We start from the raw sequence: 24,685 nt of genomic DNA, 5'->3' as shown, positions 1-24,685 counted from the left end.
CCGCGTCCCGGTGAACCGGTGGACCCGCTGGATCAGGGCGCTCTTTCAGGGCGGTCTACACCTCGGCAGGCTCCACGACAAGGGCGGCGTGCGTGCGGCGCCGTTCGGCGAGCCAGCTGTCCAGCGTGGCCGCGGAAACGGGCTCCGACAGGTGAAATCCCTGGGCGAAGTCGCACCCGTAGCCGACCAACTGGTCGTAAGCGGCGCCGGTCTCCACCCCTTCGGCCACCATGCGCAGCCCCAGACTGTGGGCGAGGGCGATGGCCGATGACACCAGGGTTGCAGCGCGCTCATTCTCGGCCATCGGGAAGACGAAGGACTGATCCAGTTTGAGCTCGTCGATCGGCAGGTCGCGCAGATACGCCAACGAGCTGTAGCCCGTTCCAAAATCGTCGACGGAGATCCGGATGCCCTGCTCGCGCAGCCGGGTCAGGATGCCCCGTGCCCGGTCACGGTCGTTGAGCAAAAATTCTTCGGTGATCTCCAGTGCCAGAGTGGACGGCGCCAGCCCCCGGGCGGCGATCATGGCGCCGATTCGGTCCGGCAGCTCGATGTCGACCAGGGATGAGGCCGACAGGTTCACCGCAATGGTCAGCGGATGCCCCTGCGCCTGCCAGACGGCCGCCTGATCCAGTGCCTGGTTCAAAACCACCTGAGTCAGGGCGTGCATCAGCCCGGCCTCCTCGACGATCGAAATGAACTGATCCGGCAGCAGCAGCCCACGCGTGGGGTGGTTCCAGCGAACGAGGGCCTCGACGTCGCAGACCACCCCGGTGCCGAGGTCGACCTTCGGCTGATAGTGCAGAACCAGCTGTCCCTCGGTGAGGGCGAGGCGCAGCTCCTCCAGCGTGCGTAACCGAATCTCACCGTGGCTGTCGTCGTCACTGTCGAACACGTGGTGTCCGCCGCGGCTCACCTTCGCCTTGTACATGGCCATATCGGCCTTGCGGAGCAACGCCGTGAAATCGGAACCCTGGTCGGGATACAGGGCGATGCCGATGCTGGCGCTGGTCTGCAGTGTGATGCCCGCGAGCAGGAACGGCTCGGCCAGGGCTGCACGCAGTTTGACGGCAACCGTCACGGCATCATGCCGGGCGGCATCCGTGAGCAGGATGGCGAACTCGTCCCCGCCGAGGCGGGCCAGCAGATCGCCGGAGCGCAACTGCCGGTTCAAGCGGTTGGCGACCTGAATCAGCAGCCGGTCACCCACGTCATGGCCGAGGCTGTCATTGACCTCCTTGAACCGGTCCAGGTCGAGCAGGAGCAGGGCACCCTTCCTGCCTTCGCCGTCGGCAAGGCGGGCAGGGACATCCGCGTTGAAAGCGCGGCGATTGCGCAATCCGGTGAGGTCATCGGTTCGGGCCAGCCGGTTCAGCACCCGCTGGCGGCCGACCAGCGGCACCACAGCCACCGCCATGGTCGCACCGGCCAACGCCACCGCGAAGTTGGACACCGCCATCTGGCTGGCCAGGACCAGCACCCCGAGCCCGGCCACCGTGGCCACCATCGGGACCGCCAGAGCGGACACGGCCCGGCTCATGCCTGTGCGATCCGGCACCGGGCGGGGACGGGCGGAACCGTCCACCCAGAGCGCAATCAGTGCCATGCCGACGTTCCAACTCGCGTCGAGAGAGGTGCCGACCCTGTAAGTGTCGCCCTGCAGGGCGAAGACGGTGTCGGCTCCCGCGATGACCACCAGACCGGCGATGAGCAGCAGCCAGCGATGACCGCCGTCTCGGCCGTGCGACGCCACGATCCCGGCGATCGCCGCCACCAGCAGCAGATCGAGCAACGGATAGGCGGCCGCGATGACGGAGCCGAGACTCAGCGGGTTCGCGGCGACGCTATCGAAGACAGGACTGAGGACGACGGCCAGGACGGCTGCGGCCCCCAGCGAACCCACCGCGCTGTCGAGGAACACGGACCAGGCCGAGCCTCGCAGCTGCCGGTGCACGAGCACTCCCAGCGCAGCGAGCAGCAACACATAGAACAGGAGATAGCCGATGTCGGCCAGCGAACTGAACGGCGCATTGCCGTCCGCATCCGTGAGAACGAGGTAGTAGCTGTCCGCCAGGGCCGTCGACGCCAGTGCGGCAGTGGCGAGGGCCACCACGATGTTCCCTCGCGCCGCCCGGCGGAGGGCGGTGATTCCGACCAGAACGGGCGCCCACACCGACAGCATGGCCAGCCAGCCGTCGACCAGGGGGCTGAATCCATCACCCTTCAGGGCCAGACCGACGGCATAGGCGACGACCAGCACCAGCATGAGCGTCAGCGCTCCGATGCGGAACCGCTCGCGGGTACCGCCGGTCATGGCACGGCCGCCGCGTTCAGCCGGGCGGTCAACCACTCGTCGAGCGCTGCGGCAGAGATGGGGCGCGACATGAAATATCCCTGGGCGAAGTCACATCCGTAGCGCACCAGCTCGTCGTAGGCGACGCTGTTCTCCACTCCCTCGGCCACCATTTTCAGTCCGAGGCCGTGCGCCAGGTCGATCGTGGAAGCAACCAGGGCTGCCGCCCGGGCGTCGTCCGCCATCGGGAAGACGAAGGACTGGTCGAGTTTGAGCTCGTCGATGGGCAGGTCGCGCAGATAGGCGAGCGAGCTGTAGCCGGTGCCGAAATCGTCGACGGAGATCTTGATTCCGCTGGCACGCAGCCGGGTCAGGATGTCCCGGGCACGGTCCCGGTCCGCCATCAGGAAGTCCTCGGTGATCTCGAGCATCAGGGCGGTGGCCGGCAGGTCGCGGGCCGACAGCATGGTGCCCACCCGTTCGGGCAGGTCCCCGTCGATCAGCGAACTGGCGGACAGGTTCACCGCGACCGTCAGGTTTCGGCCCTGGGCGGCCCAGAGTACGGACTGGTCCAGCGCCTTGCGCAGGACCTCCTGGGTGAGCGCGTGCATGAGCCCGGCCTCTTCGACGAGGGTCAGGAACTGGTCGGGGAACAGGAGCCCACGATCGGGGTGCTCCCAGCGCACGAGGGCTTCGACACCGGAAACCGACCCGGTCGTGAGGTTGATCTTCGGCTGGTAGTGCAGGATCAGCTGGTCCTCGGTCAGGGCCAGGCGCAACTCCTGCAGCGTGCGCAACCGCACGTCACCGTGGCGGTTGTCCACGCTGCGGTAGACGTGGTGGCCGCTCAGGGTCGACTTGGCCTTGTACATCGCCATGTCGGCCTTGCGCAGCAGGGCGGTGCGATCGTCGCCCTGATCGGGGTAGAGCGAGATTCCAATGCTGGCGCTGGTCTGCAGGGAGATGCCCTCCAGCGTGAACGGCTGGGCCAGAGCGGCGCGCAGTCTGACGGCGACGGCCTCGGCCTGCGCCTGGTCGGAGTGCTCGAGAAGGATGGCGAACTCGTCACCGCCGAGGCGCGCGAGCAGGTCGTTCGGCCCCAGCCCGGCCTGGAGGCGACGGCCGACCTGCACGAGCAACCGATCCCCGGCGTCATGCCCGAGACTGTCGTTGACCTCTTTGAAGCGGTCCAGGTCCAGCAGGAGCAGCGCACGATTCGGGCTCTGGTCGGTGGCCAGTCGCCTCGAGATCTCGGCGTACAGGGCCCGCCGGTTCGGCAAGCCGGTCAACTCGTCGGTGCGGGCCTGGCGCCGCAGGGCCATCTGCCGGGACACCAGCGGAACGGCAGCGAGCGCCAGGGTGGCGGCGGCCAGGCCGACGGCGACGGCGGGCACCGTCGTCTGGCTGGCGAGGAGGAGCACACCCAGGCCGGCCGCTGTCGACACGGCCGGCATCGCCAGTGCAGCCAGGCTGTTGGTCGAGCTGTTCTGCGCCACATCGGGGCGTGAGGAGGCATCCGCCCACAGCGCGATCAGGGCGAGGCCCACGGCCCAGCCGGCATCGAGCGGAGTGCCCAGAACATAGTTGGCCTTGAGCGCGATGAACGCGAGGCCGGTGGCGGTGAAGATCAGCAGCCCGAACGCGAGAAGGATCCAGCGCCGACCGGCCACAGGTCCCTGCGAGGTGGTGACCGCGACGACGACCGCAACCAGCAGCAGGTTGAACAGCGGGTAGGCCACCGCAGTGGAGATCGCCGTATTCGCCCCGGCCGCGTCGAGCGCGGTCGCCACCGGCCCGAGCAGCACGGCCAGAACCGACATCGTGCCGAGGACCCCGATGGTGCTGTCCAGAACGACTGACCAGACCATGCCGCGCAACCGGCGGCGCAGCAGGATGGCGAGCACGGTCACCATGAGGAGGAAGAACACGAGGTAGGCGAACTCGATCACCTCGCGGAGCCCGCCGTCGCCCCAGAACCGCAAGACGAGGGAGAGCGAATCGGCGAACGCGATGGCGGAGATGGCCACGGCCGTCAACACGAGCTCCGGCTGACGGGACCGGATCGGGCCACCCGAGGTCGGTTCCGCACGGCTGCGCATGCGCTTGCGAACTACAGCGGTCCAGCACACGGCGACGAGAGACAGCTTCACCAGCGTGGCCAGCACCCCGTCGACGACGAAGTTGAGACCAGTGTCGGGCACGAGCAACCCGATCACGTACAGGCTCAGGAATGCGGACATCAGCCAGGCCAGCCCGGAGCCGGATCTGGCCAAAAAACCACTGAGCAGGCGCCCGTCGAGCGCCCTTGACTTCACCTGCACGGCACCCCCACGTTATCTCGGTTCAGATTAGCAGCGGCGGGGGGCAGGTGAGCTCCGATCCACGCAAATGGGGGTGGCCAACCGTCCGGGGCCGGGAGCCCGGCGGTCGTACCATGGAAGGGAATGTCCGACGAGTTGGAGGCGATCATGACGGTTTTGGTGGGTTTTTCGAGCAAGTACGGTGCCACCGAGGGAATCGCCGAGCGCATCGCCCGCAAACTCCGCGAGGCCGGGCAGGATGCCGTCGCCCGGCCGGCTGCATCCGTCGACAAGGCCGACAAGTACGACGCCTTCGTGATCGGCAGCTCCGCCTACATGGGATCGTGGCGCAAGGAAGCGACCGAGTTCGTTCGGCGCAACCGGGAACTGCTCTCGGGGCACCCGGTGTGGCTGTTCAGCAGCGGGCCGCTGGGCACGGCCGGCCAGGATGCGCAGGGGCGAGACTTGCTCAAGGAGAGCGAACCCAAGCAGTTCGAGGAATTCAGCGAGTCCCTCCAGCCGCGCGGCATGCAGGTGTTCTTCGGTGCCCTCGACCCGAACGTGCTCGGCCGCCGCGACCGGCTCGTGCGGCGCATCCCGAGCGGGCGTGAGCTCCTGCCCGAGGGTGACTTCCGCGACTGGGCCGCGATCGACGAGTGGTCGGCGGGCATCGCCCGGGAGCTGCGCGGCGAGTAGCAGGACCGGTCGGCCGGGGGTGGCCGTGGCCGCTAACGCTCGAGCAACCCGCGGATATCGTCGGCCGTGAGGCTGTCGCCGAAGCCGCGCGTGCCGGGGCCGTCCGGTGCCGGGTCGCCCAGCGCTCTGTCGCCCAGCGCCGGGTCGCCGAGCGCCGGGTCGCCGAGCACCGAGTCGAACAGCTCGGCCTTGCGCTTCTGCAGCGCCATCACCTTCTCCTCAATGGTGCCGGTGGCGACCATCCGGTAGACCATCACCGTCCTGGACTGGCCGATGCGGTGGGTGCGGTCGACGGCCTGCGTCTCGGTGGCCGGGTTCCACCACGGGTCGAGCAGGAAGACGTAGTCCGCTTCGGTCAGGGTGAGGCCGAACCCGCCGGCCTTCAGGCTGATCAGGAAGACCGGCTCGACGCCCGACTTGAACCGGTCGATCACCTCGGAGCGTCGCAGGGTGGATCCGTCGAGGTAGCAATAGGGAATGCCCTGGGCGTCCAGCCGGGCGGCCGCCTTCTTCAGGTAGCTCGTGAACTGGCTGAAGACCAGGGCGCGGTGGCCCTCGGCGACGACATCGCCCAGCTGATCGAGCAGGGCGTCGAGCTTGCTCGAGGGTACCCCCGCGTATTTCTCGTCGACCAGGGACGCGTCCAGGCTGAGCAGCCGCAGCAGGGTCAGCGACCGGAACACGATGAACCGGTTCTTGTCCAGGTCGTCGATCAGCCCGAACAGTTTCTGCCGCTCCCGCTGCAGGAACGTGTCGTACAACGCGCGGTGCCGGGGGTTCAGCTCGATCTCGAGCAGTTGTTCCTGCTTGGGCGGCAGCTCAGGCGCCACGAGCTCCTTGGTGCGCCGCAACAGCAGGGGGCGGATGCGCCGCCGCAGCCGGGCGAGCACCGCCGGGGTGTCGCCGCGCTCGATCGGACGCACGTACTCCTCGGTGAAGCGGCGCAGCGACGGGAAGAGGCCGGGTGCGACGATCGCGAACAGGGCGTGCAGTTCACCGAGGTTGTTCTCCATCGGGGTGCCGGTGATGGCGAGTTTGAAGGGCGTTGTCAGGTCCCGCGCGCACTCATGCACCCGGGAGGCGCTGTTCTTCACGAACTGCGCCTCGTCCAGGATCAACCCGGCCCAGCCGTGAGCCTGGTAGGCCGGGAAGTCGAGACGGAACAGGGCGTAGGAGGTGACGATGACGTCGGCGCCGGCCGCGGCATCCGTCAGCGTGGTGCCGCCGGCGGCCTGGGTGGCAGTGACCACCCGCACGTCGAGGCCGGGCGTGAAGCGCGCGGCCTCGCTGCGCCAGGTGGCGACGACGGATGTCGGGGCCACCACCAGGAACGGCCGCCGGCGGTGCGGCTCGGCATGTTCGGCCTGCTCGGTCTGCTCGGTCTGCTCGCCCGGCTGCGCGACGGCGTGCGCCAGCAACGCGAGAGTCTGCAGGGTCTTGCCGAGGCCCATGTCGTCGGCGAGGATGCCGCCCAGCTGGTGCCGCCAGAGGAAGGCCAGCCAGGCGAAGCCGTGGACCTGGTACGGACGCAGCGTCGCGCGCAGGTCGATGGGCAGCGGGGGCGACTGGACCGGCTCGCTGTGCGCCGCAGGTCCCCCGTGCTCGGCGAGGCCCGCGTGCTCGAGTAGTCCGGACACCGCCGCCCGCCAGGCCACGGCCTGCTCGGTCTCGTCGGCGAGGTCCTCGAAGTCGTGCCACAGGGCAGCCTGATAGCGGCTGATGCGCAGCCCGGTGTCCCATTCCGCCAGGGCGCGGGCCTCCGTGATCAGCTCGTGCAGTCGTTCGAACGCGGGCTGCCGCAGCGAGAGGTAGCTGTTGTCGACGAGTAGCAGCTTCGCCTGCCCCTTGGCGAGGGCCTTGAACAGCGGGCCGAAGGGAACGCTCCGGCCGTTGATCGTGACGATCACGCCCAGGTCGAACCAGTCCCGCTGGTCGGTTTCCACGGTGGTGATGGTCAGCTCGGGCGGCTCGGTCAGTTCGCGGTAGTCGGGGCGCCGGCCGCGCACGTCCACTCGCACGCCGGGCAGCCGCTCGAGCCGCGGCAGCAGGTGCTCGGTGAATTCGGCCGCGTCGACGCCGTGCAGGGTGACGGATGCCGCGGCCGGGGCCGTATCGGCACGGTCGGCCTCCTCGAGCAGCCGGGTGACGCGCTCGTGCACGACCCGTTCGGCGGGCTCGTCTCGGGTCCCGGGCACCGGGACGGTGCCGGGGGTGGCGCCGGACTCGGGGCCGGGCGCCGGGAGCAGTGGCAGCCGGGCGACGCGGGCACCCTCGCGGTACTCCCAGTGCCAGTCGAGCGTGAGCGACTGCCTCGGCTGGAACTGCGCGGTGAGCACGAGCACGGGCGGGTCGGCCTGCGGGAAGCTGACGGAGGCATCCGTGCTCGTGACCGGCAGGGCCCGCCGCAGGGTCGGGTAGAAGTCGGTCAGGAACTCGGCCACCTCGTCGCCGGGCACGAGCGCGGAGGCAGGCCGGCCGAGCAGCCGGCGTTGCTGGGCGCTGAGCGGTGCCCCGGCCGGGGCGAGCGTGAACACGGGGTGTGGACCGAGCAGGTAGCCGTAGACGCCGTGGTCGCCGATGGCCCCGGCGTGCTCGGCGGGATGCGGCACGCCGTCGAACAGGAGCCGGGTGGTCAGGTTCAGGTCGGCGCCGTGCGTGCTGGCGTCCAGGCTCACGTGGGCCGCGCGGCCCACGCTGACGGTGGCATCCTTCTTGCTGCCGGCGAGGTGCAGGCCGAGCACCGCCGCCTGGTCGAACAGGGTCCACAACAGGGGACTTTCGAAGTCGTCCAGGTAGAGCCAGTCCGTTTCCTGGCTGGTGTAGACGCCGCGCACGGCCCGGTGCAGGGCGAGGACCTGGCTCAGCCAGCGGTGGTGCTCCGGGTTGAGGGTGAGCCGGTTGCGGTGGAAGGCGAGCTGGTTCCAGGACCCCGGCGTGTGCACCCAGTTGCCGCGGGCGCTCCGCATGACCGGGCGCACCCCGAGACGGATCTCGCCCGTGCCCGGTCGCACAGCAGTGAGGGGCCGGGCCGTCGCGCCCCGCCAGCGTTCGCCTGTGCGCGGGGTCTGCTCGCGCAACTCGAACTGCAGGCCCATCGGCACGAACGGTTCGGCGCCCGGATCCGGCTCGCCGGCGGCGGGTGCGGCGATCTGTTTCCAGTCGGCCCGCGCCGGTGCAGACCCGGGCTCAGACATGGCTCCATGCTCTCACGCGGCCGCCCCGGTCGAGCGCCGCTCCGCTGTTGAACCAATTCGACGGAGATTTTGCTCCAGAACTGTGTTTTCGAGCTGTTGGGCACCGATACGGGCAGAATCTCTGTCGAATTGTTCGGGGAACGCTACGCGGTGGTGGTGAGGCTGAGGGCCGGCTCGCCCGACGGATGCGCCCGCGCGGCATCGATGATCCAGGCGAAGTCGAACGCCGCCTCCCGCCACCGGCTGTAGCGGCCGGACACGCCGCCGTGGCCGGCCGACATCTCCGTCTTCAGCAGGACATCCGCCCCCACCTCACGCAGCCGGGCCACCCACTTGGCCGGCTCCACGTAGAGCACCCGGGTGTCGTTGAGGCTGGTCACGGCCAATATTCGTGGGTAGTGCGTGTCGCGGACGTTCTCCACGGGGGAGTAGCCGCGCATGTAGGCGTACACCTCGGGGTCGTGCAGCGGGTCGCCCCACTCGTCCCACTCGATCACGGTCAGCGGCAGCGACGGGTCCAGGATCGACGTCAACGCGTCGACGAAGGGCACGCCGGCCAGGATGCCCGAGAACAGTTCCGGGGCCAGGTTCGCCACGGCGCCCATCAGCAGTCCGCCGGCGCTGCGGCCCTCGGCGACGAGCCGGTCGGGGGCGGTGTCGCCCCGGTCGATCAGGTGCCGGGCGCAGTCGATGAAGTCCGTGAAGCTGTTGCGCTTGTGCAGCTTCTTGCCGTTCTCGTACCAATCGCGGCCGAGTTCACCGCCGCCGCGCACGTGGGCGATCGCGAAGATCATGCCGCGGTCGAGCAGACTGAGCCGGGCGATGCTGAACGTTGGGTCGATGCTGATCTCGTAGGAGCCGTAGCCGTAGAGCAGGGTCGGGGCCGGCTTGCCCGGCGTGACCAGGTCGCGGCGGTAGACCAGCGAGAGGGGGATGCGCGTGCCGTCGGCGGCGGTGGCCCACTCGCGACGCTGCTCGAACAGGTTCGGGTCGTAGTGGCCGAGCACGGGCTGTTGCTTCAGCAGTCGGCGCTCGCCCGTGGCGACGACGTGGTCGTAGACCGTCGACGGTGTGACGAAGCTGGTGTAGCCGAGACGGATGGTCGGCTGTTCCCACTCGGGATTGGCCGACGTGCCCACGGAATACAGGGGCTCCTCGAAGGCGAGCTCGACGAAATCGAGCCCGTCGCCGCCCGTCACGCCGTTCACGCCGCTCACGGCGACGCGGGTGAGCCCGTCCCGCCGGTATTCGGCCACCACGAAGTCGCGGAACGCGTCGACGTCTTCCAGCCGCACGGCCGGGTCGTGGGGCAGCAGCATCCGCTTCGCACCCTGCGGTTCCGCGGCGGAGACGCTGACCAGTTCGAAGTTGACCGCGTGGTCGTTGTGCACCACCAGCAGGCGGTCCTCGCCATTCAGCACCGCATGCTCCACGCCGTACTCGACGCCGTCCCGCCGCGGCCAGACCACCGTGAACTCGCCGGTCGGGTCGGCGGCATCGAGCAGCCGGGTCTCGGTGGTCACACTCGAACCGGCTTCGATCAGCAGGAACCTGCGGCTGCGGGTGAGGCTCACGCCCACCCAGAACCGCTCGTCGGGCTCGTGGAAGACCGGCACGTCGGCGGAGACCGCGGTGCCCACCTCGTGGCGCCACACGGTGTCGGGGCGCCAGGCATCGTCGATGGTCGTATAGAAGATGTACCGGCCGCTCGGGTCGAACAGGGCGCCCTCGCCGGTGTTCGGGATCTCGTCCGCGAGGGTCTCGCCGGTCGCCACGGTGCGCACCCGCAGGGTGTAACGCTCGTCGCCCTCGGTGTCGACGGCGTAGAGCAGCCGGGTTCCGTCGACGCTCACGTCGGTGCTGCCGAGTGAGTAGAACTCGTGGCCGGCGGCCTCGGCGTTGTCGTCGAGCACGATCTGTTCGCCCGGCAGGCCCGCGGTGGTGGTCTCCCCGGGAAGCGGCTCCGGCAGAAGGGGCGGGGTCCAGTCTCCGGGGTCGGAGATGGGTGCCCGGCAGTGGATGCCGTATTCCTGCCCCTCGACCGTGCGGGTGTAGTACCACCAGGTGCCCTGACGCACCGGAACGCTGAGGTCGGTCTCCTGGGTGCGGCCCTTGATCTCCTCGAAGACCTGCTCCTGCAGCAGGGAGAGGTGCGCGGTGCGGGCATCCGTGAACGTGTTCTCGGCTTCGAGGTGCGCGATCACCTCGGGGCTGTCCTTGTCGCGCATCCACTCGTAGTCGTCGGTGAACACGTCGTTGTGGAAAATGCGCTGCTGCGGTTTCCGGGCTGCGCGGGGAGGAGTGGTCATGGCTCCCAGCGTAGTTCCGCGGGCGTCTTGTTCGGCAGGCCCGGCGGTGTGCGGCGATCGGGAGCGGTAGCGGGCTCGCCCGAGTGCGCAGAAGCGGCGATTTCCTGAAGCGCAGCGAGATGTCTGTCGAAGGCTGTGCGCCCTCGGCTCGTCAGGGAAACGTTCGTCGTGCGGCGAAGATCGTTCCGATCCGGCGACGAGTGCTTCGATGTGGAGAGATACCCGAGTTCCACCAGATTCCGAATCGTCTTGGAGAGGTTCGCTTCGCTGACACCCAGGGTCGCCGTCAGAGTCGCGAACTCTGCGAAGTCCACGGGCCTCAGCATTGCGCAGAGGCGCAGCCGAGTGGGCGCGTGAATCGACTCGTCGAAAAGGGCCTCAGATCCCACGGGACAGCTCCAACCCGTACACCCGGTCATACAGCAGGCCGCCTGGGTACATCGTGAGGAAGCCGATCGAAACCGTCACGACGACCCAGGATTGCTGGCCGCTCGCCGCCAGCCACCCGGTGACGGTGAGCATGGCTACCACCGTGACTCCCATCCCGATCAGCACCAGCAGGGAACGAGGGCCAGGAATCCGATTGGTGGACAGCCCGGTTGCCCTCCTGTACCCAAGCTCCAGGAAGGCGATGGCAGCGCAGGCCAGACCAATAAGGGTGAACATCCACACGGCGTCGGGGATGGCCCGAGCGCCGACGATCGCCGCGGTAGCGACAGCCGCCGCCGGGTAGTACCAGACGGGGGCTTTGGCGCGACTGGCCAGTTTTTGCCGATCCGCCAGAAGTGCGTCAAGAGATGCCTGCGCAGCCGTCGATGCTTCCCGCCCCGAAGAATTACTTTCCATGCAGTTAAGCATTTCACTTAACCAAGAGTTATGCAACCATCGGTGCCGGCCAATCCGTCAGAGCCGCCGGCTCCTGATTAGCCGCCGAGGAGCCCGCTCCCCCCGCCGTGCCCGGAACGCGCCCACCGTGTCGATAGGGTCGTTGACTAGGTGCATCCGTCTGCACCGTGAGGGGGGAACCATGGGCACCGTAGTGGTTGTGTTCGCAGGGCTGTGCGTCGGGGCACTGATGGCTCTGTCCGACATCCCGCGCACCCGGTATCTTGTCTGGTTCTGCGCGGCTGCCCTCGGGCTGGTACTGGCTGCGGTGTTCGTCGAATCGCGGAACGGCTCCTGGTTCGATGGTTCGCTCTTCGCGGCCTCCGCACTCGTGGGGGCATCCGTCTATGGTGCAGAGCTGTGGAGGCGGCTGGGCCTGAGAGAGGCCTACTCCTACTGGGAATTGATCTGGATGACCACTCTCCGACCCGGCTATCTTCGAGCCTCCTGGAAACAAGCGGAAAAAGAGTAGAGCAGCCAGCGCGGCCACTCCCCGCCGGATAGGTCTCGGAGCGTCGGGGGCGCAGACTTGAGGGGTACCCGCCCCACGACGAACGGAACCACCATGACGCAGCCCGCACCCAGCCCGCTCGACACGACCCTGGCGGAGGCGCTGCAGGGGAAGGTCTTCCAGGGGGTGCTGTTCGACATGGACGGCACCCTGGTCGACTCCACCCAGGCTGTCACCCGGTCCTGGCTGCGCTGGGCTGCCGAGGTCGGCCTCGGCCCGTCGTTCACCGGCCCCGAGCACGGGGTTCCGGCGCGTCAGATGATCGCGACCCTGGTGGCCGAGGAGCTGGTGGAGGCATCCGTCACCCGCCTCACCGAACTCGAACTCTCCGACACGGATGGCGTCACGATCCTGGCCGGCGCGGCCGAACTCATGGCCGGCATCCCCGAGGAGCGCCGGGCGATCGTCACCTCCTGCGGCCGTGAGCTGTGCCTGGTGCGGCTCGACGCGGCCGGCTTCGTCGCTCCGCGCACGGTCGTCACGATCGACGACACCAGCCGCGGCAAGCCCTTCCCCGAGCCGTTCCTGCTCGCGGCCGAACGCCTCGGCGTCGACCCCGCGCGCTGCGTCGTGGTCGAGGACGCCCCGGCCGGTCTCGCGGCGGCCCGCGCCGCCGGCTGCGCCACCATCGGCGTCGTCGGCACCCACCTCGCCGCCCAGCTGGAAGCCGACCTGGTGGTGCCCAGCCTCGATCGCCTGCGGGTGAGCGTGCAGGATGATGGCGTGGTGTTCCACCTCGTCACGGGGGAGTAGGAGCCGACCAGGCTCAGCTCTGGTAGATCTCCAGCGGCAGACCGTCGGGGTCGCGGAAGAAGAACATCGCCCTGTGCGTATTCGGGTCCACCCGGAGTTCCTCGCAGTCGACGTTCTTGCCGAGGAGTTCGTCGCGCGCTGCAGGCACGTCGTCGACCTCGAAGGCGAGGTGGCGCAGCCCGAGCGCTTCCGGCCCGCTCCGCCTTGGCGGGGTGTCCGGAAAGGAGAACAGCTCGATCAGGTAGTGGCCGTTCAAGGCGAGCTTGCCCATCCACGACTGCCGCTCGGCCCGGTAATACTCGGCCTCGAGCGTGCACCCGAGCACGTCGAGGTAGAAGGCCTTGGACAGTTCGTAGTCGCTGGCAATAATGGCGATGTGGTGCACTCCGTTGATGAGCATCTCGGCAGTTTCGCATACTCCAGGGGCGGAAGAGGTCAGGATGAAACCGGACAGGCAACCGGGCTCACTGACCGTCGCCCGACCGGCATCCGGTCCGGCCCGCCACCGTCGCCGCTCGCGCTGGCGGAGCCGGGGGCTTCCCGTGCTGCGATTCGCGCTGATCGCCCTGGGCGTGTTGCTGGTCAGCGGCACGGTGCTGGCATCGGTGTTCGTCAACGAGTTCTCCGCCCGAGTGGCCGGGAACGCCGTCGACATTTCCAACGGGCGAACCGCCGCCGCAGGTGCCGGTGCCGCCGCCGACGGCAGGATTCCCGCTCCGGCCCTGCCCTCGATCACCGCGTTCGACGGCGGCTTCACCGTGCTGATGGTCGGCGTCGACAACGCCAGTGACCAGAGCGCGGGCTACGGTTCGCGCGGCGCCACGCTGAACGACGTGAACATCCTGCTGCACGTGGCCGAAGACCAGGCGAGCGCCGTCGTCGTCAGCTTGCCGCGCGATCTCGTCATCCCGCAGCCGGCCTGCACGGATGCCGACAGCGGCACCGTGTCCGCCGCCGTGTCTGCGGCCCCGATCAACGCGTCCTTCGGGCGAGGCGGGCTGGGCTGCGTGGTCGCCACGGTCGAGCGGCTCACCGGTCTGTCGATTCCGTACGCCGGGCTGATCTCCTTCGAGGGGACCGTGGCGATGGCCGACGCGGTCGGCGGCGTGCCGATCTGCCTGACCGAGGCCATCGACGACCCGTACACCGGGCTGAACCTCCCGGCCGGAGTCAGCGTGGTGGCCGGAGAGACGGCGCTGTCCTACCTGCGCAGCCGCCACGGCGTGGGCGACGGCAGCGACCTGGCCCGGATCTCCTCCCAGCAGGCGTACCTCTCCTCCCTGGTGCGGGTGCTCACCAGCGGCAGCACGCTCACCGACCTGCCGAAACTCTCGGGGCTGGCGAGCGCCACCGCCGTGAACCTCCGGCTGTCTGAGTCACTCGCCACCGTGCCGACCCTCGTGAGCATGGGTCTCGTGCTCACGAAGATCGACCCCGACCAGCTGCTCTTCGTGCAGTACCCCACGCTGCCCAACCCGGAGAACCCGGCCAAGCTCGTGCCGGACCCGGCACTCGCCGGGCGGCTCGTGCAGAAGCTCGCGGCCGATGAGGAGTTCACGCTCGCGCCGGAGTCGCTCGGATCCAGCGCGGCCCTCCGGCCCGGCGGCACGGCGGCACCGGTGACCGCGGCTCCGGTGCCGCCCGCGACGGGCACGGTGGAGCCCGAGAATCCGAGGGAGGCTGCGGGTGAGCCGGGTGAGCCGGGGGAGGCCGAGGTTCTCGCGGGACTACGCGGTCAGACCGCCAGTCAGCAGACCTGCTCGGTGGCGTTCGGCGAGTGAGCCGTGCGGCGGGCAACTGCGGGTGGTCGGAGGCACTGTTACCGTAAGCTGTTAGGCGAATTGATTATTAGGAGACTGAGATGAATGCGATGAGGAAGCGCGCAAGCAACGATCTACTGCGTCAGACGGTGGTGCTGGTGAGCGCGATCCTGGCCATCGTCGGATCATTCATCGGGTCGGGCGCCGCCGGCGGAACCCCGATCCAGAACGCGTCGGGCGGGGCGCTCGCCGCCGACGCCACCCCGATCGCCCCCGACGGCCCGGCCTTCGGCATCTGGACCGTCATCTACCTCGGGCTGATCGCCTACGCCGTCTGGCAGTTCCTGCCCGCGCAGAAAACGGATGCCCGCCAGCGCACCCTGGGCTACCCGATCGCGGCGTCGCTCGTGCTGAATGCGGCCTGGATCCTGAGCATCCAGTTCGACCTGCTCTGGCTCAGCGTGCCCGTGATCGTGCTGCTGCTGATCGTGCTGATCCGGGCCTTCCAGCTGACGCTGCTCTCCCGGCCGGGGAACCTGATCGAGACGATCGTCGCCGACGGCACCGTGGGCCTCTATCTCGGCTGGGTCAGCGTGGCGACCGCCGCGAACGTGACGGCCGTTCTCGTGGCTGCGGGCTTCGACGGGTTCGGGCTCAGCTCCGACCTGTGGGCCGTCCTGGTGATCGCCGTGGCCGGCCTGGTCGGCGTGCTCGTCGCCGTCTACGGCCGCGGCCGGCTCGCCCCGGCCGCGTCGCTGTCGTGGGGGCTGGCCTGGCTGGCCGTGGCCCGGCTGACCGGCAACCTGCTCTCCACCCCCGCGGCCATCGCGGCCATCCTCGCCGTGGCCGCCATCGTGATCGTCACCGTGACCCTGCGCGTGCGCACGCCCCGGTCGGCCGTCACCGGACTGGTCTCCGCGTGAGTACCGCCGTCACCCCGGCCGCGCCCGGCGGCGCCACCGCCACCTCGGCCCGGCGGCGCTGGGCCGGCCTCGTCTTCATCAGCGTCGCGGTCGCCCTGATCATCGTGGACTCCACGATCATCAACGTGGCCATCCCCTCGATCGTCGACGACCTGGCGATCACGTCCACCCAGGTGCAGTGGGTGCAGGAGAGCTACACGCTCGTGTTCGCGGCCCTGCTTCTGGTGTTCGGCACCCTCGCCGACCGGTTCGGGCGACGGCGCATCCTGATCCTCGGCGTGATCGTGTTCGCCACGGCATCCGTTTTCGCGGCGCTGTCGCAGACGGGCGAGCTTCTGATTCTGGCCCGCCTGGTACAGGGCGTCGGCGGAGCCATGGTTCTACCCACCACGCTCTCGATCATCAACGCCACGTTCCGCGGCCGCGACCGAGGCATCGCATTCGCGATCTGGGGCTCGACCATCGGCGGCATGGTGGCGGTGGGTCCGCTGCTCGGCGGCTGGCTGACCACCTACTACTCCTGGCGCTGGGCCTTCGGCATCAACGTGCCGCTGGGCGTCGTCATCATCATCGGCGTGCTGGTCTACGTACTCGAATCGAAGGATGCCGGCGAACCGCGCCGCATCGACGTCGTCGGCGCCGTGCTCTCGGTGATCACCAGCGCATCGCTCGTCTTCGGGCTGATCGAGGGCCGCACCTACGGTTGGTGGTTCACCAACAACCCGCCCACGGTGGGTGACTGGACCTGGCCGTACGACATCTCGATCATCCCGTTCGTCTTCCTGGTCACGGTCGTGTCCGGCGTGGCCTTCGTCTACTGGGGGCTCTACCGCGAGCGCGCCGGCAAGACCACCCTGCTCGCCTTCTCCCTGTTCCGGATCGCGTCGTTCCGCAACGGCAACATCGCGGCCATGATCGTCTCGCTCGGCGAGTTCGGCATCATCCTGTCGCTGCCGCTCTGGCTGCAGAACGTGCTCGGCTACGACGCCCTGCAGACCGGGTTCGTGCTGCTCGCCCTCGCTCTGGGTTCCTTCGTGGCCAGCGGGGTGTCCGGCGCCTTCGGAAACAAGACCTCGCCCGAGACCATTGTTCGGATGGGTATCGTCGCCGAGATCGTCGGCGTCGCCGGCCTCGGCCTGGTGATCACCGCGCAGTCCACCTGGCTCGTCGTGGTGCCGTTCCTGTTCGTCTACGGGATCGGCGTGGGCCTGGCCACCGCCCAGCTCACCGGCGTCGTGCTCAAGGACGTGCCCGTTGCCCAGAGCGGCCAGGGTTCCGGAACCTCCAGCACCGCACGGCAGATCGGTTCGGCCCTCGGCATCGCGGTGCTCGGCACCGTGCTGTTCACCTCGGTCGGGGCGTCTCTCGACGCGAAACTGGCCGAGGTGCCCGGGCTGCCGGCCGAGACCCAGAGCCAGATCGTCGACGCGGTCGTCGACAGCGCCGGTTCGGTCATCCCGTCGCTGGAGGAGCAGAGCCCCGAGCTGGCGGATGCCGCGCGTGAGGCGTTCAGCGACGGCACCCGGTACTCCGCGTACGCCGCCGCCGGGTTCCTGGTGCTCGGGTTCCTGGCCACGCTGCGCCTGTCCGGCACCGCGCCCCACGTGGAGCCGCGCCCCGAGGACGCGGCCCCCGGCGCGGACATCCCGGCGGCCGAGACCGCGGGCGAACCCGTCTAGCCGAGCCCGCGCAGGTGGGCGACTCAGGACATCCGTCGCGGCGCAGGTCAGGGAAGCGGGCGCACGGTAGAACGTGCGCCGGCTTCCACAGGGTGCGCCGCGAGCGGCGCACCCCGTGGTCGGTGCCTGGTGCGGGCGACTAGATCTCGGAGTCGTCCAACGGCCCCGCGTTCGGTTCGCCGCTCGTGCGGGGCCCGGGACCGGGCCCCGTTGCGGTGCCCGTGCGCTCCTCCGCCCGCGCCGCGCGACGGCTCGGCTGCGGTTTCTGCACAGACAGTTCGCCACCCAGTCGACCGCCGAACGGGCGGCCGTGGTCGGCGTATTCCTCGCGGAAGTAGGCCATCCGCCACGGGCCCATCTCGATGCGGGCTCCGGTGCGCAACACCTGACCGTCACGACGGCCCTGCCTCGGCTCCCGTTTGGCGCCGCCGGAGACGTCGCCGAGCGGGTACAGCACGTACTCGTCATTCTCGTCGTGACGAATCTCGGCATGGAAGGGTTGCAGCCCGGCCAGCTGCAGGTCGGCATTCGGGGCCGAACCGATGGTGGTGACGGTCGGGCTCAAATCGAACTCGCGCGGCATCTGGCCGTTCCAGTTCTCCGATCCGATCACGAAGATCAGCCGGGGCCGACCTGCACCCGGGGTGTAGTGGGTCGTGGTCACCCGGCGACGAATGCGCCGGTCGAAGGTCGGCACCAGCGGCAGCAGGGTGGTCGGCGGCAAGGTCAGCGACAGGCTCTCCGACCCGGCCGTGCTGCGTCGCCGCAGCAGCGGAGCCAGCGCGGCCCTGCTCCCGAGGGCGATGTGGGCGGAGCCGGTCAGCAGCCGCTGGATGACGGGCGCTTTGACGGCTCCGAGCCGCACGATCAGCCCGTTCGGGCCCGACACGGAGACGCTGAGGCCGCGTTCCGCCAGGTCGCCGGCCAGACCGCGGAGGTCCTTCAGCTTCATGGTGTTGGTGCGCACGAACATCTCGGGCTTGCTGGCGAAGATCTCGACGTCGAGGCCGCTCGCCTTGATGGTGCCCTGCATCCGCTCGGCGCCCGCCGCATCCGCGGGGTCGCCGGTCGGATCCGGCTCCGCGAGGGAGAACTCCAGATCGATGTCGAGGCGGGTGGTGGGACTCATGGCTACTTGGTGAGCGGTTCGGTGCCGGAACCCTCGCTCGTGGTGACCCGCAGGGTGCCGTTCAGCTTCCAGGTGGCCCGCGGTGCGTCCGGCCCGATGTCACGCGGCACCTCCACGGTCATATCGATGAAGCTGTAGTTGATGACGGCGCTCTTGCCGGTCAGGTAGGACCACATCTCCTTGCCGAGGTCGGTCCAGTCCTTGATGTTGTGGGCGTCGGGGCCGGAGGCGTTGGAAGCGGGTGCGGTGTTTTGGCTGTCAGTCACGGTGTGTTCCTTCTCGCTTGGTTGCAGGGAATCGGCACTCGGTCGTCACACATCGGGCCACATACGGCCAGAATCGGATCAACAGTGAACCGCCGCGCGGGCAACCGTCAGGAGCCTCGGCAGCCGCGTGTGAGCCAACCCTAGTTGAGCGCGGCAGTCGGGGGAAGAGCCCGGAAGCACCGGTTCCGGACCGGTTTCGGGCCGGGCTGAAACCGGTGCGGCCCCGGCTCGTGTCAGTGGTCTCGACTAGCCTCGAAATACCCGTGATCGGCGCTTCCGGAGCCGGCTGCGCCCCGCACGAAGGAGATCCGCGTGTTCCTGTCCGGCCCTGCCACCGTCGTTTATTCCGCGAGCGATCTCAGCGCCGCGGCGGCCTGCGAATGGGCCCTGCTGCGGCGGCTCGACGCGAAGCTGGGGCGCATCGACGCCGTCCCCGGAACGGAAGACGCCATGCTCATGCGCACCGCCGAGCTGGGTGACGCCCACGAGCTGCGCATGCTGCACCGGCTGCGCGCCACCCGGAGCGTCGTGGAGATCGACCGCGGCGACCTCGCCGACATCATCAGTGGTTCGACCACCGGTGCCGCCGTCCGCACCGAGGCTGCCCTGCGCGACGGCGCCGAGGTGGTGTTCCAGGCTGCGTTCTTCGACGGGCGTTTCCTCGGCTATGCCGACTTCATCATCCGTTCAGAACCTGTCGGCAGAGCGCACGCCGCCGGCGACGCGCCCGTGTACGAGGTCTACGACACGAAGCTGGCGCGCTCGGCGAAGATCACGGCGCTGCTGCAACTGGCCGCTTACAGCGACCAACTCGAACGGATGGGCGTGGCGACGGGGGAGAACGTGCACCTGCTGCTCGGCGACGGTCGCACCAGCTCGCACCGGGTGCAGGACATCCTGCCGGTCTACCGCACGCGGCGGGCCCGCCTCGAACGGCTGGTCGACGAGCGTCTCGCCGATACCCGGGCCACCCCGTGGGGCGACCCGCGCTACACGGCCTGCGGCCGCTGCGACGTCTGCGAGGAGCAGGTGCGCCTGCACCGCGACGTGCTCCTGGTCGCGAACCTGAGGCTCGGTCAGCGGGCCCGGCTGCGCACGGCCGGCGTGGAGTCCATCGAGCAGCTCGCCACCCGCACCCTGCCGGTCCCCGGCCTGTCCGACGCCACCCTGGCCACCCTGCAGGGTCAGGCCCGGTTGCAGATCGAGCCGCCGCGTCGCGGCCGCCCGCTCAACTGGGAGATCATCAACCCGGCCGCCCTCGCGGCGCTGCCTGCCCCCGACGCGGGCGACGTGTTCTTCGACTTCGAGGGTGACCCGCTCTATCAGGAGGGCGGCGACGAGGGTTCTTCCGGCTCCGGCACCGTCTCCGGCACCGTCTCCGGCACCGGCTCCGGCACCGTCGACTGGGGACTCGACTACCTGTTCGGGCTGGTCGAGCCCGACGACACGTTCCGCACCTTCTGGGCGCACGACCACGCCGAGGAGCGCCAGGCGCTCATCGACTTCCTGGAGTACGTGCGGGAACGCCGCTCGCGGCATCCGGGCCTGCACATCTACCACTACGCCCCCTACGAACGCACCCACCTGCTCTCCCTCGCCGCCCGCCACGGCGTCGGCGAGGACGCGGTCGACGACCTGTTGCGTGCGAACGTGCTGGTGGACCTCTACCCGATCGTGCGTCAGGGGCTGCGCATCGGCAGTCGCAGCTACTCGCTCAAGAAGCTCGAGCCGCTCTACATGGGCGCCGAGGAGCGGGAGGGCGTGGCCAACGCCGCCGACTCGATCACCGAATACGTGCGCTCGCGCAGCCTGCTGGCCGCGGGGCAGACGGATGCCGCCCGGCAGATCCTGCATGACATCGCCCGCTACAACGCGTACGACTGCCGCTCCACCCTGCGGCTTCGCGACTGGCTGCTGGCGCGGGCGGCCGAGCAGACGGGCGACGCCGCGGAGCCGGCGGCGATCCTGGCGGCCCTGACCCTGCCGGTGCGGGAGCCCGATCCGGTCTACCTCGAACTCTCCGCTCTCCTGGCCGAGGTGCCGCCGGCCGACCGCACGGCCGACCAGACCGCCCTCGCTCTCGCCTCCGCGGCGATCGACTACCACCGGCGGGAGCAGAAGTCCTTCTGGTGGGACCACTACAGCCGCCTCAGCGCGCCCGTGGACGACTGGGCCGACACCAGGGATGTGCTCGTCGTCGAGTCGGCCACGGTGCACCTGGGCTGGCACCGGGAAGGCCGCCAGGCCCTCGACCGCCGGGTGCTGCGACTGACCGGGGCGCTCGCGCCGGGCAGCTCGATCAAGGTCGGGCAGCAACCCTTCCTCCTCTACGACCCGCCGTATCCGCCGATCCGGCGCAGCGACGCCCCCGGCGCCCGCACCGCGCACAACAAGGCGACCGTGGTCGACGTGATCGACGAGTCCGTGTTTCTGGTCGAAGAGGTGCTCGAGCGCGACGCGCCCGCACACCGGCAGCTTCCGATCGCCCTGACGCCGGGCACCCCGCCGCCGGCCGGCAGCCAGGTCACCGCCATCTCGGAGTGGGGACGCGCCGTGCTGGACGCCTGGCCGGATCCGTTGCCGGATGCCGCCTTCGACCTGTTGCGCCGCACACCGCCCCGTCTGCACGGTGGGGTCGGTCTGGCCCAGCCCGGCCTCCGTGAGGGCGGGGGAGAAGACGGCGGCGACGTGCGAACAGCCATCCGCGACTCCCTGCTCGCACTCGACCGGTCCTACCTGGCCGTGCAGGGTCCGCCGGGAACCGGCAAGACCTTCGTGGGGTCGCGGGTGATCGTCGACCTCGTGGTGCGGCACGGCTGGCGCATCGGGGTCGTCGCCCAGTCGCATGCCGCGGTCGAGAACATGCTCCGGGCGGTGCTTGCCGCGGGGGTCGATGCCGGGCTGGAGCCCGGTCAGGTCGGCAAGAAGCCGAAGAACGGCGACGAGAAGAAGCCCGTGCCGTGGACCCCACTGGATTCCAAGACGTTCGGCCGGTTCACGGGCCAGTCCGGCGGCTGGGTGCTCGGCGGCACAGCCTGGGACTTCAGCAACGCCGACCGGGTGCCGCGCGGATCCCTCGACCTGCTCGTGGTCGACGAGGCCGGGCAGTTCTCGCTGGCCAGCACCATCGCCGCCGCCGTGGCGGCAGAGCGGCTGCTGCTCCTGGGCGACCCTCAGCAGTTGCCCCAGGTCAGCCAGGGCACGCATCCCGAACCCGTCGACGGCTCAGCGCTCGGCTGGCTCAGCGACGGGCACCAGGTGCTCCCTCCGCACTTCGGTTACTTCCTCAAGACCAGCTGGCGCATGCATCCTCGCGTGTGTGCGCCGGTGTCGGCGCTGTCCTACGAGGGCCGGTTGCTCTCTCACCCCTCGGACCGATTCCTCGACGGAGTCGAGCCGGGTCTGCACCCGATACCCGTGCCGCACTCGCTGAATTCCACGTCGTCGGTGGAGGAGGCCGAGGCCGTGGTCTCGCTGGTGAGCGGCCTGCTCGGCCGCCCGTTCACCTCCGGAGGCCGCACCCGACCGTTGGGCCAGGGGGACGTGATCGTCGTCGCCCCCTACAACGCGCAGGTCGAGCTGCTCCGCACGCGCCTGGGTCAGGCCGGGCTCGGCGAGGTGCCCGTCGGTACGGTCGACAAGTTCCAGGGTAAGGAGGCGGCCGTGGCGATCGTCTCGCTGGCCGCGTCGTCGGCGCAGGAGGTGCCGCGAGGCCTGGAGTTCCTGCTGCTGGCCAACCGGCTGAACGTGGCCGTCTCCCGGGCGCAGTGGGCGGCCTGGCTTGTCTACTCGCCCGCGCTGACCGAGACTCTGCCGACCACCGTGGCGGCGCTCGCCCAGCTGAGCGCGTTCATCACCCTGGTCACGCCGGCACCTGCCTGACCCACCGAAAAGGCACCCTCGCTCCGCCGTTACGGCGCGGAACGAGGGTGCCTTCTGAATTCGTGTTACTCGGCGTCGAGGTCCGTTTCGAGGAGCTTGACGAGGGACTCGAGTGCGGCATCCGCTCCGTCGCCTTCGGCGCGCAGAACGACGACGTCGCCGTTGGACGCACCCAGGCTCATCAGCGACAGGATGCTCGAGGCATCCATCGCGTCTTCGGCCGGGTCGGTCTCGAGGGCGATGGTGACCTCGATGGTCAGTTCGCCGACGGCCGCCGCGAAGATCGAGGCGGGGCGTGCGTGCAGGCCGACGCGGCTCGCGATGGTTGCTTTACGTTCGGACATGGTTCCTCCTAATTGGTGCCCGGCGAAGGGGTGGCTCGCCGGTGATGGTGCGATGCGACGGGTGTCCGAAGCGGCTAGAGACCCAACTCTTCAAGTATGGGCAATTCTGCGCGCACCTTGGTACGCGCCTCGTCCGAATTCCGGGCCGAAACCGCGAGGTGGGCGAGTTTCTGCGCCTGTTCGAGCGTGACGGACTTCAGCACGGCACCCACAGCGGACATCGACCGGCTCGTCATGGACAGGGTGTTGACGCCCAGTCCGACGAGCACGACCGCGAGAACGGGGTCGGCGGCGGCTTCTCCGCAGACGCCGACGGGCTTGTTGTTGCCCTCAGCGATCGATCCGGCCACGGTGAGCTGGATCAGTTGCAGCACGGCAGGCTGCCACGGCGAGTTCAGCGCGGCGAGCGTGCCCAGCTGCCGGTCGGCGGCCATCGTGTACTGGGTGAGGTCGTTCGTGCCGAGGCTGACGAATTCCGCCTCGGTCAGGATGCTCGCGGAGCGGAGCGCTGCGGAGGGAACCTCGACCATGACGCCGGGGGTCTTCAGGCCGGCGACGCGGCACATGGCGGCGAAATCGGCAGCCTCGTCGACCGTGGCGATCATCGGCGCCATCACCCAGACCACGGCGGAGGACGCTTGCGCTGCGGTGGCGATGGCCGTGAGCTGGCGCTTGAGCACGCCGGGGCTGGTCAGGTCGGTGCGATAGCCGCGCACGCCGAGCGACGGGTTGGGCTCGGTGCTGTCGGTGAGGAACGGGAGGGGCTTGTCGGCGCCGGCGTCGAGCGTGCGCACAACGACCTTCTTGCCGGGGAACGCGTCGAAAACGCCCTTGTAGGCGACGACCTGTTCGTCGATGGTGGGTTCGGTGTCGCGCTCGAGGAAGCAGAACTCGGTGCGGAGCAGCCCCACGCCCTCGGCGCCGGCGGCGGCGGCCTTGACCGCGTCAGCGGCCCCGCCCACGTTGGCCAGCAGGGGAACGAGGTGGCCGTCGGCGGTGCTGCCGGTGCCGTCGAACACGGACAGGCTGGCGGCGACATGCTCCCATGCCGTGACCGCGGTGCGCTGTTCGTCGCCCGGGCCGACCAGGAGGGTGCCCGCGGCGCCGTCCACGTAGACCTCGGTGCCGTCGGTGAGGGCTTCCACGCCGGCCGCGGCGACGACGGCCGGCAGGCCGAGGGCGCGCGCGATGATCGCGGTGTGCGACTGCGGTCCGCCGCCGCTGGTGACCAGGGCGAGGACCTTGTTCGGGTCGAGGGTGGCGGTGTCCGCCGGGGCGAGATCTTCGGCGACGAGCACGAAGGGCACATCGGACTGCGGGATGCCGGGGGCGGTGACGCCGCGCAGCTCGGCGACGATCCGGGCCCGTACATCGAGGACATCCGTGGCCCGTTCGGCCATGTAACCGCCGAGGTTGTGCAGCATCTCGGCGACGGATGCGCCGGACTCCCAAATTGCGCGTTCGGCCGACGTTCCGGTGGCGATTAATTTCACTGCAGCTTTTATCAGCATCGGGTCGGTGGCCATCAGCGCGGTGGCCTCGAGAACCGACTTGCTGGCACCGGTGGCTTCCTCGGCGCGGCGTTGGAGCTCCGCCTGAACGACCTTGGCGGCCGCTCGTAGCTCGACGGTCGCCACTTCGGGCGTTGTCGCCGCTTCCAGGCGTTCACCTGCCGGAGGTTCGCTGATCGGTTTGGGCATCTGGCGAACGGATCCGATGATCCGGCCGGGGCTTACGCCTACACCAGTGAAATTCTGCACG

Annotated in this window: 18 protein-coding genes; 7 read left to right on the top strand and 11 right to left on the bottom strand. The window is 69.4% G+C overall.

Features of this window, described 5'->3' with window-relative positions:
* Window positions 1–55: 55 nt before the first annotated feature.
* Both AC0J5J_RS06375 and AC0J5J_RS06370 read right to left on the bottom strand, forming a co-directional pair.
* Entirely contained in the window at window positions 56–2,314 is a 2,259-nt protein-coding gene (locus AC0J5J_RS06375; protein ID WP_474900008.1) for a putative bifunctional diguanylate cyclase/phosphodiesterase, read from the bottom strand.
* On the bottom strand, window positions 2,311–4,566 hold the full coding sequence (locus AC0J5J_RS06370) for a putative bifunctional diguanylate cyclase/phosphodiesterase (RefSeq protein ID WP_474900007.1): 2,256 nt from the start codon (window positions 4,564–4,566) through the stop codon (window positions 2,311–2,313). The genes AC0J5J_RS06375 and AC0J5J_RS06370 overlap by 4 nt, the downstream gene beginning before the upstream one ends.
* Window positions 4,567–4,761: 195 nt before the next feature.
* Between AC0J5J_RS06370 and AC0J5J_RS06365 the strand changes: the two genes are divergently transcribed.
* Entirely contained in the window at window positions 4,762–5,289 is a 528-nt protein-coding gene (locus AC0J5J_RS06365; protein ID WP_134425829.1) for a flavodoxin domain-containing protein, read from the top strand.
* 32 nt (window positions 5,290–5,321) lie between these two features.
* Here AC0J5J_RS06365 and AC0J5J_RS06360 read toward each other — a convergent pair whose 3' ends face one another.
* The 4 genes from AC0J5J_RS06360 to AC0J5J_RS06345 form a co-directional block, all read right to left on the bottom strand.
* The gene (locus AC0J5J_RS06360; protein WP_474900006.1) at window positions 5,322–8,483 is read right to left on the bottom strand and encodes a DEAD/DEAH box helicase; all 3,162 of its coding nucleotides are present in this window, start codon (window positions 8,481–8,483) and stop codon (window positions 5,322–5,324) included.
* Window positions 8,484–8,626: 143 nt separating this feature from the next.
* Window positions 8,627–10,792, bottom strand: coding sequence for a S9 family peptidase (locus tag AC0J5J_RS06355; RefSeq protein ID WP_474900005.1), 2,166 nt, complete (start codon window positions 10,790–10,792; stop codon window positions 8,627–8,629).
* A complete protein-coding gene (locus AC0J5J_RS06350) occupies window positions 10,789–11,211 on the bottom strand; it encodes a transcriptional regulator (protein ID WP_474900004.1) in 423 nt (140 codons plus the stop codon). Before AC0J5J_RS06350 ends, AC0J5J_RS06355 begins: the two co-directional genes overlap by 4 nt.
* Entirely contained in the window at window positions 11,171–11,638 is a 468-nt protein-coding gene (locus AC0J5J_RS06345; RefSeq protein ID WP_474900003.1) for a hypothetical protein, read from the bottom strand. The genes AC0J5J_RS06350 and AC0J5J_RS06345 overlap by 41 nt, the downstream gene beginning before the upstream one ends.
* Window positions 11,639–11,819: 181 nt before the next feature.
* Here AC0J5J_RS06345 and AC0J5J_RS06340 point away from each other — a divergent pair, with 181 nt between their 5' ends.
* Both AC0J5J_RS06340 and AC0J5J_RS06335 read left to right on the top strand, forming a co-directional pair.
* Window positions 11,820–12,149 (top strand): hypothetical protein, encoded by a 330-nt coding sequence (locus tag AC0J5J_RS06340; protein WP_474900002.1) that lies wholly within the window; start codon window positions 11,820–11,822, stop codon window positions 12,147–12,149.
* Window positions 12,150–12,242: 93 nt separating this feature from the next.
* Window positions 12,243–12,941 carry an HAD-IA family hydrolase gene (locus tag AC0J5J_RS06335; protein WP_474900001.1) on the top strand — a complete coding sequence of 233 codons (699 nt, stop codon included), beginning with the start codon at window positions 12,243–12,245 and terminating at the stop codon, window positions 12,939–12,941.
* A gap of 13 nt (window positions 12,942–12,954) precedes the next feature.
* Here AC0J5J_RS06335 and AC0J5J_RS06330 read toward each other — a convergent pair whose 3' ends face one another.
* A complete protein-coding gene (locus tag AC0J5J_RS06330; RefSeq protein WP_474900000.1) occupies window positions 12,955–13,341 on the bottom strand; it encodes a VOC family protein in 387 nt (128 codons plus the stop codon).
* Window positions 13,342–13,381: 40 nt separating this feature from the next.
* On the opposite strand from AC0J5J_RS06330, the gene AC0J5J_RS06325 reads away from it, so the two are divergent.
* The 3 genes from AC0J5J_RS06325 (at window position 13,382) to AC0J5J_RS06315 (ending at window position 17,303) form a co-directional block, all read left to right on the top strand.
* The gene (locus AC0J5J_RS06325; RefSeq protein ID WP_474899999.1) at window positions 13,382–14,722 is read left to right on the top strand and encodes an LCP family protein; all 1,341 of its coding nucleotides are present in this window, start codon (window positions 13,382–13,384) and stop codon (window positions 14,720–14,722) included.
* 80 nt (window positions 14,723–14,802) lie between these two features.
* Complete coding sequence (locus tag AC0J5J_RS06320) at window positions 14,803–15,624, top strand: tryptophan-rich sensory protein (protein WP_474899998.1); 822 nt, start codon at window positions 14,803–14,805, stop codon at window positions 15,622–15,624.
* Window positions 15,621–17,303, top strand: coding sequence for a DHA2 family efflux MFS transporter permease subunit (locus AC0J5J_RS06315; RefSeq protein WP_474899997.1), 1,683 nt, complete (start codon window positions 15,621–15,623; stop codon window positions 17,301–17,303). The genes AC0J5J_RS06320 and AC0J5J_RS06315 overlap by 4 nt, the downstream gene beginning before the upstream one ends.
* Window positions 17,304–17,442: 139 nt before the next feature.
* Here AC0J5J_RS06315 and AC0J5J_RS06310 read toward each other — a convergent pair whose 3' ends face one another.
* Window positions 17,443–18,432 carry an FHA domain-containing protein gene (locus AC0J5J_RS06310; protein WP_474899996.1) on the bottom strand — a complete coding sequence of 330 codons (990 nt, stop codon included), beginning with the start codon at window positions 18,430–18,432 and terminating at the stop codon, window positions 17,443–17,445.
* Window positions 18,433–18,434: 2 nt separating this feature from the next.
* Window positions 18,435–18,698, bottom strand: a complete 264-nt coding sequence (locus tag AC0J5J_RS06305) for a hypothetical protein (protein WP_174722436.1) — start codon at window positions 18,696–18,698, stop codon at window positions 18,435–18,437.
* 312 nt (window positions 18,699–19,010) lie between these two features.
* Between AC0J5J_RS06305 and AC0J5J_RS06300 the strand changes: the two genes are divergently transcribed.
* A complete protein-coding gene (locus AC0J5J_RS06300) occupies window positions 19,011–22,580 on the top strand; it encodes an AAA domain-containing protein (RefSeq protein WP_474899995.1) in 3,570 nt (1,189 codons plus the stop codon).
* 65 nt (window positions 22,581–22,645) lie between these two features.
* Here AC0J5J_RS06300 and AC0J5J_RS06295 read toward each other — a convergent pair whose 3' ends face one another.
* Together AC0J5J_RS06295 and ptsP are read right to left on the bottom strand one after the other, a co-directional pair.
* On the bottom strand, window positions 22,646–22,924 hold the full coding sequence (locus AC0J5J_RS06295) for an HPr family phosphocarrier protein (protein WP_134425822.1): 279 nt from the start codon (window positions 22,922–22,924) through the stop codon (window positions 22,646–22,648).
* A 74-nt stretch (window positions 22,925–22,998) separates the two neighbouring features.
* Window positions 22,999–24,684 carry a phosphoenolpyruvate--protein phosphotransferase gene (gene ptsP / locus AC0J5J_RS06290; RefSeq protein ID WP_134425821.1) on the bottom strand — a complete coding sequence of 562 codons (1,686 nt, stop codon included), beginning with the start codon at window positions 24,682–24,684 and terminating at the stop codon, window positions 22,999–23,001.
* Window position 24,685 lies beyond the last annotated feature (1 nt).

The sequence above is a fragment of the Cryobacterium sp. TS_SC_7 genome (assembly GCF_056156285.1).
The sequence above is the reverse complement of the archived record's forward strand: the minus strand, read 5'-3'. Positions and strand labels throughout refer to the sequence as shown.

Coding starts and splice junctions, on each gene's coding strand:
- AC0J5J_RS06375 (WP_474900008.1), bottom strand. CDS start 2,314: ATGACCGGCGGTACCCGCGAGCGGTTCCGCATCGGAGCGCTGACGCTC.
- AC0J5J_RS06365 (WP_134425829.1), top strand. CDS start 4,762: ATGACGGTTTTGGTGGGTTTTTCGAGCAAGTACGGTGCCACCGAGGGA.
- AC0J5J_RS06360 (WP_474900006.1), bottom strand. CDS start 8,483: ATGTCTGAGCCCGGGTCTGCACCGGCGCGGGCCGACTGGAAACAGATC.
- AC0J5J_RS06355 (WP_474900005.1), bottom strand. CDS start 10,792: ATGACCACTCCTCCCCGCGCAGCCCGGAAACCGCAGCAGCGCATTTTC.
- AC0J5J_RS06350 (WP_474900004.1), bottom strand. CDS start 11,211: ATGACCGGGTGTACGGGTTGGAGCTGTCCCGTGGGATCTGAGGCCCTT.
- AC0J5J_RS06345 (WP_474900003.1), bottom strand. CDS start 11,638: ATGGAAAGTAATTCTTCGGGGCGGGAAGCATCGACGGCTGCGCAGGCA.
- AC0J5J_RS06340 (WP_474900002.1), top strand. CDS start 11,820: ATGGGCACCGTAGTGGTTGTGTTCGCAGGGCTGTGCGTCGGGGCACTG.
- AC0J5J_RS06335 (WP_474900001.1), top strand. CDS start 12,243: ATGACGCAGCCCGCACCCAGCCCGCTCGACACGACCCTGGCGGAGGCG.
- AC0J5J_RS06330 (WP_474900000.1), bottom strand. CDS start 13,341: ATGCTCATCAACGGAGTGCACCACATCGCCATTATTGCCAGCGACTAC.
- AC0J5J_RS06325 (WP_474899999.1), top strand. CDS start 13,382: ATGAAACCGGACAGGCAACCGGGCTCACTGACCGTCGCCCGACCGGCA.
- AC0J5J_RS06320 (WP_474899998.1), top strand. CDS start 14,803: ATGAATGCGATGAGGAAGCGCGCAAGCAACGATCTACTGCGTCAGACG.
- AC0J5J_RS06310 (WP_474899996.1), bottom strand. CDS start 18,432: ATGAGTCCCACCACCCGCCTCGACATCGATCTGGAGTTCTCCCTCGCG.
- AC0J5J_RS06295 (WP_134425822.1), bottom strand. CDS start 22,924: ATGTCCGAACGTAAAGCAACCATCGCGAGCCGCGTCGGCCTGCACGCA.